Source organism: Dolichospermum compactum NIES-806 (assembly GCF_002368115.1).
GTDB classification, from domain to species: Bacteria; Cyanobacteriota; Cyanobacteriia; order Cyanobacteriales; family Nostocaceae; genus Dolichospermum; species Dolichospermum compactum.
The window spans coordinates 4,088,666-4,103,348 of record NZ_AP018316.1 but is presented as its reverse complement, the minus strand read 5'-3'; the positions used below and the strand labels follow the sequence as shown (position 1 = coordinate 4,103,348).

Annotated in this window: 14 protein-coding genes; 7 read left to right on the top strand and 7 right to left on the bottom strand. The window is 38.9% G+C overall.

What is annotated here, in order from left to right; all coding sequences use genetic code 11:
• Positions 1-541: 541 nt before the first annotated feature.
• Together CA730_RS19055 and CA730_RS19050 are read left to right on the top strand one after the other, a co-directional pair.
• Positions 542-1,195, top strand: coding sequence for a MotA/TolQ/ExbB proton channel family protein (locus tag CA730_RS19055; RefSeq protein ID WP_096669680.1), 654 nt, complete (start codon positions 542-544; stop codon positions 1,193-1,195).
• On the top strand, positions 1,179-1,583 hold the full coding sequence (locus CA730_RS19050; protein WP_096669678.1) for an ExbD/TolR family protein: 405 nt from the start codon (positions 1,179-1,181) through the stop codon (positions 1,581-1,583). The genes CA730_RS19055 and CA730_RS19050 overlap by 17 nt, the downstream gene beginning before the upstream one ends.
• 1 nt (position 1,584) lies before the next feature.
• On the opposite strand, the gene lpxD is transcribed toward CA730_RS19050, so the two are convergent.
• The 3 genes from lpxD to rd all read right to left on the bottom strand — a co-directional run bounded on the left by lpxD (position 1,585) and on the right by rd (position 4,214).
• Positions 1,585-2,661 (bottom strand): UDP-3-O-(3-hydroxymyristoyl)glucosamine N-acyltransferase, encoded by a 1,077-nt coding sequence (lpxD, locus tag CA730_RS19045; RefSeq protein ID WP_096669676.1) that lies wholly within the window; start codon positions 2,659-2,661, stop codon positions 1,585-1,587.
• Between the two features lie 55 nt (positions 2,662-2,716).
• Complete coding sequence (locus CA730_RS19040) at positions 2,717-3,958, bottom strand: BaiN/RdsA family NAD(P)/FAD-dependent oxidoreductase (protein ID WP_096669674.1); 1,242 nt, start codon at positions 3,956-3,958, stop codon at positions 2,717-2,719.
• Positions 3,959-4,049: 91 nt separating this feature from the next.
• Positions 4,050-4,214: a rubredoxin gene (rd, locus tag CA730_RS19035; protein ID WP_096669672.1), complete on the bottom strand. Its 165-nt coding sequence runs from the start codon at positions 4,212-4,214 to the stop codon at positions 4,050-4,052.
• A gap of 428 nt (positions 4,215-4,642) precedes the next feature.
• Here rd and CA730_RS19025 point away from each other — a divergent pair, with 428 nt between their 5' ends.
• On the top strand, positions 4,643-5,209 hold the full coding sequence (locus tag CA730_RS19025) for an SRPBCC family protein (RefSeq protein ID WP_096669668.1): 567 nt from the start codon (positions 4,643-4,645) through the stop codon (positions 5,207-5,209).
• Positions 5,210-5,214: 5 nt separating this feature from the next.
• The gene (locus CA730_RS19020; protein WP_096669666.1) at positions 5,215-5,790 is read left to right on the top strand and encodes a DUF924 family protein; all 576 of its coding nucleotides are present in this window, start codon (positions 5,215-5,217) and stop codon (positions 5,788-5,790) included.
• A 489-nt stretch (positions 5,791-6,279) separates the two neighbouring features.
• Here the strand turns inward: CA730_RS19020 and CA730_RS19015 are convergent, their stop codons facing one another.
• The 3 genes from CA730_RS19015 to CA730_RS19005 all read right to left on the bottom strand — a co-directional run bounded on the left by CA730_RS19015 (position 6,280) and on the right by CA730_RS19005 (position 10,763).
• Positions 6,280-6,852, bottom strand: coding sequence for a Uma2 family endonuclease (locus CA730_RS19015; RefSeq protein ID WP_096669664.1), 573 nt, complete (start codon positions 6,850-6,852; stop codon positions 6,280-6,282).
• A 186-nt stretch (positions 6,853-7,038) separates the two neighbouring features.
• A complete protein-coding gene (gene clpB, locus CA730_RS19010; protein WP_096669662.1) occupies positions 7,039-9,657 on the bottom strand; it encodes an ATP-dependent chaperone ClpB in 2,619 nt (872 codons plus the stop codon).
• Positions 9,658-10,037: 380 nt separating this feature from the next.
• Positions 10,038-10,763 carry a PsbP-related protein gene (locus CA730_RS19005; protein ID WP_096669660.1) on the bottom strand — a complete coding sequence of 242 codons (726 nt, stop codon included), beginning with the start codon at positions 10,761-10,763 and terminating at the stop codon, positions 10,038-10,040.
• A gap of 130 nt (positions 10,764-10,893) precedes the next feature.
• Between CA730_RS19005 and CA730_RS19000 the strand changes: the two genes are divergently transcribed.
• On the top strand, positions 10,894-11,955 hold the full coding sequence (locus CA730_RS19000; protein WP_096663248.1) for an IS4 family transposase: 1,062 nt from the start codon (positions 10,894-10,896) through the stop codon (positions 11,953-11,955).
• Here CA730_RS19000 and CA730_RS18995 read toward each other — a convergent pair.
• On the bottom strand, positions 11,899-12,822 hold the full coding sequence (locus tag CA730_RS18995) for a serine/threonine-protein kinase (protein WP_231939883.1): 924 nt from the start codon (positions 12,820-12,822) through the stop codon (positions 11,899-11,901). The genes CA730_RS19000 and CA730_RS18995 overlap by 57 nt on opposite strands.
• 299 nt (positions 12,823-13,121) lie before the next feature.
• Here CA730_RS18995 and CA730_RS18990 point away from each other — a divergent pair, with 299 nt between their 5' ends.
• Complete coding sequence (locus CA730_RS18990; RefSeq protein ID WP_096669656.1) at positions 13,122-13,664, top strand: COP23 domain-containing protein; 543 nt, start codon at positions 13,122-13,124, stop codon at positions 13,662-13,664.
• Positions 13,665-14,041: 377 nt separating this feature from the next.
• Positions 14,042-14,683 (top strand): S1 family peptidase (locus CA730_RS18985; protein WP_172891215.1); only part of this gene is annotated, 642 nt, incomplete at its 3' end.

The following is a 14,683-nucleotide window of genomic DNA, read 5'->3' as shown; positions in this document are numbered from 1 at the left end:
GCTAACGCCACGCTTACGCAATGACATTGTGTAATTAATTCTGTCTCACTACTTATTTGGTTAAACTATGAACCGTTTGCAGTATAAGGGATCACCAAAAAATAAATTACCCAATTTTGTGGGATGGGCATCCTGCCTGTCCTTGGTAATTAGCGGGCAAGATGCCCGCACCACAAGAAACTTTTGGGGATTTTTTTAATTGGAAGTCCCTAAGTTTTTCTTCAAAAAATTCTTTTTTTAGGGGTGGCGATCGCGCTGAATGTGGTAATATAGTTATATTAATATAATGGGATGCAAGCAAAATTTTTATTAATGCACACACTCCCATTATAAAAATATTACGCCGAGCTAAAAAAGTCAATCGAGTTAAACCAAAAAAAAAGAAATTTTTTTTAAATTTTTTAAATTTTTTAAATTTTTTGAAGTTGAGAACGTCGAATCAAAATTTAGACAATACTCTGCCATAGCGATCGCCTATTAATGACATTCTCTTGACAAAAATCTGTTAATCTAGCTGTGTCCAGAATTAGCAAAATAGTCAATGGAAATTAGTAACTTATTCAAAGCTGGTGGCGTAGTGATGTGGCCACTGCTATTTTTTTCCGTTTTAGGAATCACCCTCATTCTGGAACGGATTACCTTTTGGATAGGAATTAGCGGTCGTCAAAATCGCGTAGTCAAGCAGGTGTTAAGTGTTTATCGTCAAGGTGATGTAGTTACCTCTTTAAACATCTTACATAAAAATGCTGATTTACCGATCGCCCGAATTTTTTTAGCAGCTTTAGAATTGGAAGAAGCCAACCCAGAAGAATTTCGCTTGGCTTTGGAAAGTGAAGCACAGGCAGAAATCCCCTTATTAAAAAGGTTTCAAAACATTTTTGATACAATTATTGGTTTAGCGCCCTTACTAGGATTGCTAGGGACAGTCTTGGGGTTAATTACTTCTTTTGCATCCTTAAATATTGGTGATGTGGGGGGGACAAAAACCGCTGGTGTTACTTCTGGGATTAGTGAAGCTTTGGTATCTACAGCATCGGGATTAGTTGTAGCTATTATTACTTTATTTTTTGCGAATAGTTTTCGCGGTATGTATTTGCGGCAAATTGCTTGGATTCAAGAATATGCTGGTCAGCTAGAATTACTGTATCGTCGTCATTATGAAAGAGGGGATAAATCCTATGCGTCTACCAGATGAACCGGATATTCCAGCCCAGATTAATATTGTACCGATGATTGATGTCATCTTTGCTATTTTGACATTTTTCATTATGTCCACTTTATTCTTACATCGTTCTGAAGGTTTGCCAGTGAATTTACCTAAAGCAGCCACAGCCAAAGCCCAATCATCAGCCGCACCAATTAACGTTACAGTAGATTCAGCCGGGGATGTGAGTTTAAATCGCCAGCCAGTAACTATTGAGACTTTACCAGTAAAAGTACAGGAGTTGATGGGCAAAAATACGGAAGTGGTAGTTATTATCAATGCTGATCAAAGTGCTACTCATGGTCAAGTGGTGGTGGTTATGGATCGGGTGCGGCAGGTAAAAGGGGCAAAATTAGCGATCGCTACCCAAACACCTTAATTTATTCTTCCTTCTTCCTTCTTTCTTCCTCCTGACTCCTGACTCCTGACTCCTGACTCCTATTCTGTAATTTTTTCAGATTTTGATATATTTCTGGCAAGCGACTATAAATTGCTGATGCTTTGAGGTAAAGTTTGTGCGGTATGGCTGGACTACCTGAGACAATTTCTCCTGGTGCAACATCCTTGAGAATACCAGTTTGAGCAGAAGCCATTGCCCCATCTCCAATTTTAGCCTGATTGGCAATTCCCACTTGTCCAGCTAAAATTACTCGATTTCCAATCTTCACGCCGCCAGCCATGCCTGTTTGACCTGCTATGGCGCAACCAGAACCTATTTGACTCCCATGTCCTATTTGAACTAAGTTATCAATTTTGGTGTTTTTACCAATTCTTGTTTCTCCGACTGCGGGACGGTCTACGGCTGTATTACAACCTACTTCTACCCCATCTTCTAAAACGGTGTAACCAGATTGTTCCATTTTTAGCCAACCTGTGCGAGTGGGGACAAAGCCAAAGCCTTCTGCACCAATTACAGCACCGCTATGAATAACGCAATCTGCACCGATTTGGCTGCGTTCATGAATGGTACAGTTAGCGTGGAGGGTGGTGCGATCGCCTATTTGTACTTCTGGATAAATAACGACGTTAGGATGAATAATGGCATGATTGGCAATTTCTACATTTGCAGAAATGACAACATGAGCGCCAATATACACATCATCACCGATTTTGGCGTTGGGGTGAATTACCGCACTAGGATGAATTTCGGGAGTAGGACGGTAAGGTTGATAAAATAGAGCGATCGCTTTCGCAAATACCAGTCTGGGTTGAGTTGTGGATAACCAAGCTAGACCCTTTTCTCTGGCTTGATTTTGCAATTTTTCATCTGGGGGCAAAATTACAGCGCTCGCACCTGTAGAATTGAGCAATGCGGAAAATTTAGCTCCTTCTACATAGCTGAGAGTCCCAGATATTGCTTCATCTATGGCTGCAACTCCAGTAATTTCTAAATCAATGTTAGGGCTACTTTCGGTAATATAATCACCAAGTTGATTGAGGATTTCACTGAATTTCATACGGATTTACACGATTTATAGATTTTTGTCTCACGCAGAGGCGCGGAGAGGGAAATTAATGATCTACTGTTGATTTTGTCATGGATTGACCGGCTAGGTAGGCTGTTGTCCAAGCACTTTGGAAGTTAAAGCCACCTGTGATACCATCAATATCTAATATCTCACCGGCAAAATGCAAGCCGGGGACTATTTTACTCTCCATTGTTTTGAAGTTGACTTCTTTAAGGTTGACTCCTCCACAGGTGACAAATTCTTCTTTAAATGCGCCTTTACCTGTAATTAGGTATTCTCCTTGGGAGATTTCTTGGACTAGTTGATTTAGGGTTTTGTTGGATATGGTTGCCCAACGGTCTTCTGTGGTAATATGAGCGCGATTGACAATATATTGCCAAAGCCGATGTGGTAAGTTTACACCACGATGGAGAGCGATCGCTTTTTGTCCCCATTCAGCTTTGACGGTTAAAACTTTTTGTCTCACTTCTTCTTGTGATAAATCTGGCAACCAATTAATCAGTAATTTGTGTTGATAGCGATTTTCATTAAGAATTCTTGCACCCCAGGCCGAAAGTTTCAGCACTGCTGGACCACTTACACCCCAATGGGTAATTAATATTGGTCCTGTTTGTTGTAATGGGGTTTTCCCTGTACCTGGTAAGCGCAGATTTACAGAACTAACACTAATTCCCGCTAATTCTCGCAGTTGAGGATCAGCAATATTAAAGGTAAATAAAGAAGGTACAGGAGTTTGGATCTCATGACCTAATTCTCTAGCAATTTTATAACCAGCTAAACTACTACCTGTAGCCAAAAGTAAGCGATGACATTCTTTAGTTTCTCCCGACTTCAGCAGAACTTCAAACCCGGCATTTTTGCGGGTGACAGCCGTAACAGGTGTACCAATACACAGTTCTATGTTGGCATCAAAAGCCGCCTTAATTAAACATTCAGCAATGGTTTCCGAACGGTCTGTAATCGGGAACATCCGTCCGTCAGCTTCCGTTTTTACATTCACCCCATGCGTCGCAAACCAAGCTATGGTATCTAAAGGTTGAAACCGGGTAAAAGCACCTAACAAGGCTTTACCACCTCTAGGGTAATTCTGGACTAAAATCTTGGGGTCAAAACAAGCATGAGTAACGTTACAGCGTCCCCCACCGGAAATCAGCACTTTCGCCAAAGGTTGACGACTCGCTTCAATTAAAGTAACCTGGGTCCGGGGATTAGCTTCAGCACAAGCGATCGCACCAAATAATCCCGCAGCCCCACCACCAATAACTACAATTTGCAAAGGTAACAACTTCAAAAATTTTTTAATATTTCAGATTTCAGATTTCAGATTTCAGATCCCTGACTCCTCAAAGAAGTCGGTGATCTATCCTACCTCCATATTACTCTTCATATAACTCAAAGTCTGATTTTTCAGCACCACAAACTGGACAAACCCAATCATCGGGAATTTCTTCAAAAGCTGTTCCTGGTTCTATACTGCTATCTGAATCACCTATTTCTGGGTCATAGATATAGCCACAAACCGTACATATATACTTTTGCATCTTTTTTACCTCCGATTAATGACTTGTCAGTTTTTTTGATGTAATAATTATTGGTGGTAAATCTAAAAACGCCACCATCTCCTGGAGCAATAACTGAAGATTGACAAAGCTATAGCCCCGAAGAACAGTAGCGTAATTACACCACCAGGAAGAAAAGTGATAATACCCAATCCTCTCAGTATAAACAAGGAAACACTCATCCCCAAGAGAATCCCAAAACCCTGGATTAATTTGCCATTTAAAGAAGATTGACTCACAGTATTTTTCTCTTAACTCGAATTTACACCCTTGAAAATAAACTTCAGACTAATTATCTGCGAAAACTCTATGAATTGACCCGTAATTGGAATTTAGTGAGTTAAACTCAATGAGATCATTAGGGTTAATCACTGAAAAAGTTACCAAAATCACTATATCTGCATTATATTATGTCCAACTCAAATCTTAAAAATCTCCCTTACCCCACACTACCGCTATCAGATACCCTTTGGAATCAAGATCAGCAAAGACGACTAATTCAGGGAGAAATATTCACAGAAATTCGCTCTTATACCCACTGGGGTGGTGCTGTTACCGCTTGTATGTACGTACCACTAGTTAGATCCCATGTCTGGCAACAAATTACAGATTACCCCCGTTGGGTCCAATATTTTCCCGATATTACCAAAAGCGAAGTCATATCCAGAGGTGATGTCAAACGTCTGTATCAAGCAGCACAAAAAGCCTTTTTGTTTTTGACAGCCCAAGTAGAAATTTATCTGAGTGTGGTGGAAGTATTAGGACAGCAAATCCACTTTCAGATGGAAAAAGGTTCATTTACAGATTTTCACGCCAAGTTAGAACTCAAAGATATGGGTAATGGTACTCTGTTAGCTTATACAGTACAAGCCACCCCCCATGTTCCCATCCCCTCAATTTTTATTGAACAAGCAATGAATTTGGAGTTACCAGCAAATCTATGTAAAATGCGACAGGTGCTTTGTAATCATCAATAATAGCAATGTCACAGGCAACAACTATTTTGGATTTTTGGTTTGGTCATCTAAATGACCCAAATTACGGGAAAATTCAGCCATTTTGGTTTGAAAAACAACCAGATTTCGATGCTAAGATCCGCGACCTTTTTCTGGAAGATTACCAAAAAGCGGTAGCAGGATATTTACATGATTGGATGAATTCACCAGAAACCTGTTTGGCTTTAATTCTGTTACTAGATCAATTTCCCCGAAATATGTTTCGTGATACCCCACAAGCCTTTGCAACGGACTGGGAAGCACTATCATTAGCGCAACACGCCACAAACAAAGGCTATGATAGAAAATTATTAGCTGTGCAACGCTGGTTTATATACTTACCCTTTGAACACAGTGAAAACCCTATTGATCAACGGAAGTGTATTAAGCTATTTCAACAACTTAGTCATGATCCCTACAGTGCAAAAGCGATTGAATCAGCTTTTCGACACAAGGAAATAATTGCTCGATTTGGTCGCTTTCCCCATCGTAATGCCATTTTAGGACGGATTTCTACCCCAGAAGAAGAGGAATTTTTAGAACAACCTGGTTCTTCATTTTAAACCCCGTCTAAATTGAAACCTATAGTTTTTTCTGTGGCGAAAACTCAATGTTTCAAAATGGATGGGGTATAAGTTGGGGATTGGGTTATTTTCCGATACAAAAAAGCTAACTAATCCTAACAAAATAGGATTTACGCATTGACAAGATTCCCCAAATATGTGACGTAAATTTTATCCCTTGTAGGGTGCGTCAGACACGATATTTTGACAAAAAAACAGATTCCCTCTATCTGACGCACCCTACTCAATAAGTTATTCCCAAAGCCGAAAACGACGCAATTTCCTTCATTCATATCATGGTAAATTAGTGAGCGTGCGTAAGTCCTATAGTATATAGCGGTATGCACTTGCATGAGATACATCATAGCCCCCTCATCGCTTGCGGGGAGGGGGTTGGGGTTCTTGTATCTCACTCAATCGAGAACCGCTATAGTCAAAGCGAACTCCTATTTAACTTCCCTAAATTTAAAACCTTTCTAAATTAAAAAATTAAATATTGATAATATCTTCGTATATATTTGTCATTTCTAAAATTAATCCAACGGAATCTAAATGTAATTTATCATCCCCATTAATCAAAGTTTGTATAGTCCAATTTCCTTTTTCATCTTGACGATAAACTTCTACCTTGATTTCATTTTGAGAAATTAAAACATATTCTTTTAAACTTGCTAAACTGCGGTAATTTACCAGTTTTTCCCGTCTATCTATAGTTTCCGTACTTGGTGATAGCACTTCGATAATTAAACAAGGATAATTCAAAAAATAACGGTCTTGATCTTCAGTGTCACAACTGACTACCACATCAGGATAGTAAAATATAGTTTTATTATCATTGGCTAAATTTATTTTCACTTTCATGTCAGACATGAAAACATTACAGGAACTACCCCGTAATCCAGAACGTAGTCTACTAGCAATATTGAGAGTAATTATGTTATGTTCTTTACTACCTCCAGCCATAGCAAAGACTTCACCTGCAAAATATTCATGACGAATATCGCTAGATTGTTCTAATTCTAGATATTCTGCCACAGAGAACAGGTAAAGAGGAGATTGCATAATTTTTCCTTTTTTTAATACTTCTCAAATTATGTCTTTTACCAATTTAGCTAAAGTACGTTAAAACCCACTCTGGTTAACTCAAAATCAAAAATTATCCTATTTACGCAAAAGTAGTCGGTTTTAACCGACTTTAGCTTTTAGACAGGGAATTTATTCCCTGGCTAACTTGAAGGGACTGATTCTCTAACCCGTAAACACCTCTGCGGGTAAACGATTAAAGGAAAGGCGCTCATTTTGGACATCTACAAAAATGGTGTCACCGTCGCTGAAATCACCGCGTAAAATGGCTTTAGCTATTTGGGTTTCTAGTTCCCGCTGAATTGCTCTTTTTAATGGTCTTGCACCAAAAACGGGATCATACCCGACTTCTGCTAAAAAGTCAAGAGCAGAACTAGATAATTTCAAAGACATTTTCCGGTCAGTTAATCTTTGTCTTAACCTATCTACCTGTAACTGGACAATATTCCGCAATTCCGATTTTTGTAAACTGTGGAAAATAATTAGTTCATCCAGACGGTTTAAGAACTCTGGACGGAAACTATTTCGCATTGCTTCCATCACCCGATTCCGCATTTCATCGTAACGGCTATCATCTCCAGATATATCTAGGATATATTGAGAACCAATGTTACTGGTCATGATGATGATACTATTTTTAAAGTCTACTGTGCGACCTTGGGCATCTGTCACCCGACCATCATCGAGGATTTGCAGGAAAATATTAAATACGTCGGGGTGGGCTTTTTCAATTTCGTCGAATAAAATTACCGCGTAGGGACGACGACGAATAGCTTCAGTTAATTGTCCTCCTTCTTCATAACCCACATAACCGGGAGGCGCACCGATTAGTCGAGAAACGTTGTGCTTATCCATGTATTCTGACATATCAATCCGCACCAAAGCTTCCTCTGTGTCAAACATATAAGCCGCTAAGGCTTTCGCTAGTTCAGTTTTACCGACACCGGTTGGACCAAGGAAGACAAAACTAGCTATGGGACGGTTGGGGTCAGAAAGTCCAGCGCGAGAACGTTGAATGGCATCAGCGACGGCGGTAACGGCTTCTTGTTGACCGATAACCCGATGATGTAATTCATCTTCTAAATGCAGGAGTTTTTCTTTTTCTGATTCGACTAGTTTATTGAGGGGAATGCCTGTCCATTTAGAAATAATTTCGGCAATGTCCGCTTCTGTAACTTCTTCCCGTAATAATGATTTCCCGGTTTTTTGAGTTTGGGAAAGTTCAGTTTCTACGGCTTGTAATTGCCGATGTAAGTCTGTGAGTTTACCATATTTCAATTCCGCAGCCCGGTTAAGATCGTAGTTTCTTTCGGTTTGTTGAATTTCTAAATTAACTCGGTCAATTTCTTCTTTAATAGATTGAATTTTGGTGATAATCCCTTTTTCAGATTGCCATTGTGTGCTAAGAGTTCTTTGATCTTCTTTGAGGTCAGCGAGTTCTTTTTCTAATCTTTCTAACCGTTCACGGGAAGCGAGATCACTTTCTTTTTGTAAAGAGAGTTTTTCCATTTCTAATTGCAGGATTTTCCGATCTATTTCGTCCAGTTCTTCGGGTTTGGATGTAATCTCCATTTTCAGTCTAGCAGCGGCTTCGTCTACTAAATCAATGGCTTTATCGGGGAGAAAGCGATCGCTAATATAACGATTAGAGAGAGTGGCCGCAGCGACGAGAGAACTATCAGAAATTCTCACCCCATGATGGACTTCATAACGTTCTTTCAAACCGCGTAAAATAGAAATTGTATCTTGAACGTTGGGCTGATCTACATAAACTTGCTGAAAGCGTCTTTCTAAAGCGGCATCTTTTTCCAAATATTTGCGATATTCATCTAAAGTTGTCGCCCCAATGCAGCGTAATTCACCCCGTGCTAACATCGGTTTTAATAAGTTTCCCGCATCCATCGCCCCTTGACTTGCACCTGCACCGACAACGGTATGAATTTCATCAATAAATAAGACAATATTCCCACCGGATTCGGTGACTTCTTTTAATACGGCTTTGAGACGTTCTTCAAATTCACCTCGGAATTTTGCTCCCGCAATTAAAGCCCCCATATCTAAACTGATGAGTTTGCGATCTTTAAGAGATTGGGGAACATCACCCGCCACAATGCGCTGTGCTAACCCTTCGGCGATCGCAGTTTTCCCCACTCCAGGTTCACCAATTAAAACCGGGTTATTTTTGGTTCTGCGGGAGAGAATTTGTACTGTACGTCTAATTTCATCATCACGACCGATTACAGGGTCTAGTTGACCTTTGCGGGCGGCTTCTGTGAGATCACGTCCGTACTTCTCCAGTGATTGATATTTACCTTCTGGATTTTGGTCAGTCACTTTTTGTTTCCCTCGAATTTCTTTGATAATATTTTTGAGTTTGTTTTCATCTAAACCGAATTCTTGCAGTAAACTCTTGCCAAACCGATCATCTTTGGCGTAACCTAACAGCAAATGTTCAATAGAAATAAATTCGTCTTTAAATTCTTGACGATATTTTTCTGCCCGATCTAATAATGTATCTAAACTGCGTCCTAAATAAACAGAAGCACTAGCACCGGATACCTTCGGTTGACGTTGGATAAATTGCTCGGTGCGATCGCGAACTTTTTGCAAACTTGTCCCAGCTTTGGTAAAAATGGCACTGGCCAGTCCTTCCTGTTCCAGCAACCCTTTCATCAGGTGTTCACTTTCTAGCTGCTGTTGCTGATATTGTTTAGCGACATCGGGGGTATGAGCGATCGCTTCCCAGGCTTTTTCTGTAAATTGATTGGGGTTAGTCGGCTGCATAAGCTTTTAGAATAACAAACTACTGTCTAATAAGATCATTGTAAAAATATTTGGCAGAATAGCTAGATCGGTCTTCACATCTTTAAAGTGTAGTATTATTGCCCAATGTGGAGTAATAAGTTGTCAGTTGTTAACAGGACTTACGCAACTGGCACATTGGTAGGGTGCGTCAGATATCAACAATCTGTTTATTTCCAGGATTTATGCAGTAGTAAAGCACCCTACAACAGATTTTTGGTGTGAAACTTGCGTAAGGGTGGGGTAATTTAAGGAATAATGGTGATTCGATAACTTGTGTGTACACCGTAGCTTTATAAGGGGAAAGGGGGGTAACAATGTGATGAAAATTACGGGATACGACTTTTCAAACATCCTCTTAATTACCAGATTGGACTTGTGGGTTTTTCAGATGTAGATTTTTCCAGTCTAAAGGATTTAATTATGGTGTCTTCCACAGTTTTCGCAAACTCTGGATAGGATTTATTTTCAGCGCGATAGGTGAGAATATAGGCTTTTTTATCATTAACAATCCATACTTGCATTTCTTGGAAATTTACCTTGTGGATATTATCTCTGCCTTCATAAACTACTTGATAACCTTGTGTTTCACCAAGTTGTATTTGTCCAGATTTGATAATTTTCGCATTTTGTCCTAATGCTTCAATTTGTCGGATAGAAAACTGAGTATAATCTGCCAAAGTTTCCGAATGGAATAACTCATCTATAGTGATAAAAAATTCTGGAGTTAGAGAAGATGAAATCGTATTTTTCGGGACAATTCGCGTTAATTTATCTATGACTGGCGTTTCTTGCCAATTTTTAGGATATTTAAACTTAATCCCAGATTTTGCATATTCTACTACGTTAATTGGTGGTTGCAAATAACTATTAACACCTATCACACCAACAATTATTGGAAATATCAAAAACACCGATTTGATCAGTAAAGGTTGTAATGTTTTAAGTTTTTTATCAATAAATATTTTAAATTGTTTATCAATAATTGTCGTTGGTTCAGTCGGTGGTGTAGTTATTCGAGATTCATTTACAGCCGTCATAACTTCTGCTGCTGACTGAAACCGGTGTCTAGGGTTAATCTTGAGCATTTTATCTAAAATATTAGCTAGAGAAGAGCTAATAATTCTCTCTGTACAGGACAAAAAATAGAGAAAAAGCTTGCAAAGGAAACAGAGAAAGGGTTTCATAGAAAGTTACCACACAATCAAAGAAACCCCTATGAACCAGATTAACCTATTACGAGACACACTAAAACCACATTTGGAATGGCATGGAGCGCGTCTAAGCTTTTTAGCGTTATTTTTAATATCTTTATTAAGAGTAAAGACAGTGAACTTGGTAGAATTAGCAACTGGTTTTCGCAACTGTGCTAAAAACGAATCCAATTACAAACGGTTGCAAAGATTTTTCCGAGATTTTGATATAGATTATGCAGTCATAGCGAAAATGATTGTAAAAATCATGAACATTCCCCAGCCTTGGGTGTTAAGTATTGACCGGACTGAATGGCGTTTTGGTCAAATATGGTTAAATATCCTCATGTTGGGAGTAGTACATAATGGTGTCGCTTACCCCCTAGTTTGGCAGATATTGGAGAAGAAAGGTAACTCCAACACGGATGAACGAATGGATTTACTTGACCGATTTGGACAACTGTTCCCAGATGCACAAGTTGACTATATCAGTGCTGACAGAGAATTCGTGGGGGCAGAATGGTTAAGTTATTTACTGCTTGAACCAAATATTCCATTCCGAATCAGGATTCGTCACACTGATTTAATTAGTGATACAGAAAAGACTCTTCCAGGTAGCGTCATTTTTGCTCATCTGGCTGCGGGTGAATCTCAGGTTTTATCTACTCGTCGTTGGGTCTGGGGTCGTTCAGTTTATGTAGCTGGTTTACGTCTTGATGATGGCAAGTTATTAATCGTGATTTCTGATACTTCTCCCCAAACCATAATTGCTGACTATGGCCGTCGTTGGGGGATTGAAACTTTGTTCGGTATGTTTAAAACTCGTGGTTTTTGCTTGGAATCTACACATTTTATTGATTCTAACCGATTGAGTAAGCTCTTAGCTTTACTGTCATTAGCTATGTGTTGGGCTGTCAAGACTGGAGAATGGTTGCATCAACACCAACCTATCAAAATCAAGAAACATGGACGTTTTGCTAAAAGTGTTTTTCGTTACGGTTTAGATTATCTGCGTTCTCTTGTTACTGATTTAGATTTGAAATATGACGACTTTCTTCTCTCTCTCAATTTTTTGTCCTGTACTTAGAATAATTCTACTAGCTTGTTGTCGCCAATTTTGGTAATTATTGTCAAGGTAATCAACGGGAGTTGTACCTGTGACTAACTCCAGACAAGTAACAGCCAAACTATATAAATCACTAGACGGATAAATTTCTCCTATTCTTCTTTCTTCAGGTCTTTGTTCAGGAGAAGCGTATACTTTTGTAAAAATAGGTAGAGATTTTTTTATATTTGTTTCACCAGAAACAACTTGTTTCACCGCCCCAAAATCAATTAAAAATAGTTTTTGTGTTGCTGTTTCTCTAACAATATTACTGGGTTTAATATCTCGATGGATAGAATTTTGGTCATGAATAAATTGTAAAATCGGTAAAATTTGCTTTAAAAAATCTAAAGTCTCTGTTTCGGAAAAACGACCTTTTCTTCTGAGTTCCTGAGATAGATCTTCACCTTGGATATATTGTTGTACTAAATATTTAAACTCAAGCTCTTCTTGTTGACCAAAAGCAGGAGCGGTCAAGGAAAAATAATCATATAAAGTGGGAATATTCCCGCTATTATCACCTAAAAATTCTAAAGCCTGAGCTTCTCGATCAAAAGCTGCTTTGATTCCTTCAACAAGTTTGTCAGCAATTTCCGGGTTGTCATTAATATTCAATCGTTTGATCACACATTGACGCTGATTCACAGAATCTAAATCAATAGCTTGAAAAGTAGCACCAAATCCTCCTTTCCCCAAAGGTTTAATAGTTTGATAATGTCCCTTTCTCCCCTTTAATATTAGGGGCATTCCACAAGCTTGACAGAATATTCCCGACTTAGTATGAGAATCTGGAGAGTCGGGAAAACGGTTTTCGGGACTAGGGCAGTGGGGTCGGGTACAATAGTACATGATAGATAAAATAGTACATGATATAGTTACAGTGTTAATCCATCAAATCGGATTGTATCATAAAATTAACTTCTAAGTAAACATCTGAATATTTTCAAAAAATTAGTATACAATCAGTTATGTGTGTATCAAGTAGCCTTGCTGAATTGAGACATGAAAATCAAAAATTCCATGTCTCAAACTCCGCGCCTCTGCGCCTCTGCGTGAGAAAAATTCATATTTTCACTCACCAACACCTATAAAGTTTAAAAAAAGTAGCGCCATAATCACCAAAATTCAGTAATCAAAGGTCAAGCATTATGCAACTACCAGCATTAACTAGTGTCTTAGCATTCACCGCATTGACAGTTACCCTGAGTGTTAACCCCGGTTTGAGTCAAGAGATTCCCAAGCAAGAAGTTAGTTTTGCTTGTCGTTCAATTTCTTACCAAGGTAATACGGGAAAAGTTCCCACTACCATGGCCTTCGTTCCCGACAAAAAACCTAACCCTTATGTACCCATAATTGCTTGGAAATCTGACTCCTTTCCCAGTAGCGAATGGACTCCTAAAAGACGCTGTCAACAAGTAAGTAAAAAATTCCAGCAATTTTACGAACAAGGCCGATTAGATTATTTAACTACCGGTAAGTTGAATGGGTTGGGAGTTATCTGTGCGGCTAAACCTGGTGAATGCAATAAAAACAATATTTTATTTAGCGTCAGGCCAGGTGTAAACCCCACTACAGTTCTAGCTGAACTTAATGAAATCAGAGAAGGTAGAAGTACAGACTTAAATTGGCAAAATTCCGGTGAAAATACTTACTTAAATCTGGGTGAATATCTCAGAAAAATCTCTAAATAACAAAATACCCCACCCGCTCACAAGGGTAGGTATTTTACATTGTCGTGAGGGCAAGACTTGAAGGACAAGGAAGGACAGTGGACAAGGGAGGAAAACCGTACCAATAATGTACAATTGGTAACAAAAACTGACGCTCAACAGACCTTGTACTGAGCGAAGCCGAAGTACATTTTTTGCATAAAATCTTCCTTGTCTACTTTCCCTCCTTGTCTTCCTGGTCCTGCCTTCACAGATAATATTAAAAACCTACCCCTGTCAGAACCCTCCCCCTTCACAAGGGTAGGTATTTTACATTGTCGTGAGGGCAAGACTTGGAGGACAAGGAAGGACAGTGGACAAGGGAGGAAAACCGTACCAATAATACTATTTAACTAATCATGAAACGTCAAATCGCTATTATCTCCTGCTTACTGCTGCTACCTTATCCCGCGTTAGCAATAGAAACCCAAACCAAGACAACAAAACTACTTACACAGACCTCGCCAACGTGCGAATTACAACCAGCAGACCCAGAAAACGGTATTTATTCAGACCCACAATTACAAACCATTGCTAAACAAATTACAGTTAGAGTCAGGGACAAGGAAAGAGGCGCTTCCGGGACAATTTTCGCGAGAAAAGGTAATTCTTATTTAGTAGTGACTAATTCCCACGTTGTCAGAAGAATTAATAATATCAATATTATCACAGCCGATGGTCAAAAATATGCAGCTAAAATTTTCCCTAATACTAACTTTGATAAATTCGATTTAGCCATATTAGAATTTACATCTAATAAAGAATATTGTTTACCATCAGAAATTGCTGACAGAATCGCATCTTTTGATATTAACTTAGAAACACCAGTTATGGCCGCAGGATATGCTGTATCTGAGGATAAATTAGTATTGACAACAGGAGAAGTACAACAAATCATCTCCCAACCGAGTTTAAAAGATGGTTATGAAATTGGCTATACCAGCGATATTCAACAAGGAATGAGTGGCGGTCCAATTATTAGTAGTTTCGGAAATTTAATA

What these genes read in the sequence shown, in the direction of transcription:
- CA730_RS19055 (WP_096669680.1), top strand. Translation starts at nt 542, where the DNA reads ATGGAAATTAGTAACTTATTCAAAGCTGGTGGCGTAGTGATGTGGCCA.
- CA730_RS19050 (WP_096669678.1), top strand. Translation starts at nt 1,179, where the DNA reads ATGCGTCTACCAGATGAACCGGATATTCCAGCCCAGATTAATATTGTA.
- lpxD (WP_096669676.1), bottom strand. Translation starts at nt 2,661, where the DNA reads ATGAAATTCAGTGAAATCCTCAATCAACTTGGTGATTATATTACCGAA.
- rd (WP_096669672.1), bottom strand. Translation starts at nt 4,214, where the DNA reads ATGCAAAAGTATATATGTACGGTTTGTGGCTATATCTATGACCCAGAA.
- CA730_RS19025 (WP_096669668.1), top strand. Translation starts at nt 4,643, where the DNA reads ATGTCCAACTCAAATCTTAAAAATCTCCCTTACCCCACACTACCGCTA.
- CA730_RS19020 (WP_096669666.1), top strand. Translation starts at nt 5,215, where the DNA reads ATGTCACAGGCAACAACTATTTTGGATTTTTGGTTTGGTCATCTAAAT.
- CA730_RS19015 (WP_096669664.1), bottom strand. Translation starts at nt 6,852, where the DNA reads ATGCAATCTCCTCTTTACCTGTTCTCTGTGGCAGAATATCTAGAATTA.
- clpB (WP_096669662.1), bottom strand. Translation starts at nt 9,657, where the DNA reads ATGCAGCCGACTAACCCCAATCAATTTACAGAAAAAGCCTGGGAAGCG.
- CA730_RS19005 (WP_096669660.1), bottom strand. Translation starts at nt 10,763, where the DNA reads ATGCTCAAGATTAACCCTAGACACCGGTTTCAGTCAGCAGCAGAAGTT.
- CA730_RS19000 (WP_096663248.1), top strand. Translation starts at nt 10,894, where the DNA reads ATGAACCAGATTAACCTATTACGAGACACACTAAAACCACATTTGGAA.
- CA730_RS18995 (WP_231939883.1), bottom strand. Translation starts at nt 12,822, where the DNA reads ATGTACTATTGTACCCGACCCCACTGCCCTAGTCCCGAAAACCGTTTT.
- CA730_RS18990 (WP_096669656.1), top strand. Translation starts at nt 13,122, where the DNA reads ATGCAACTACCAGCATTAACTAGTGTCTTAGCATTCACCGCATTGACA.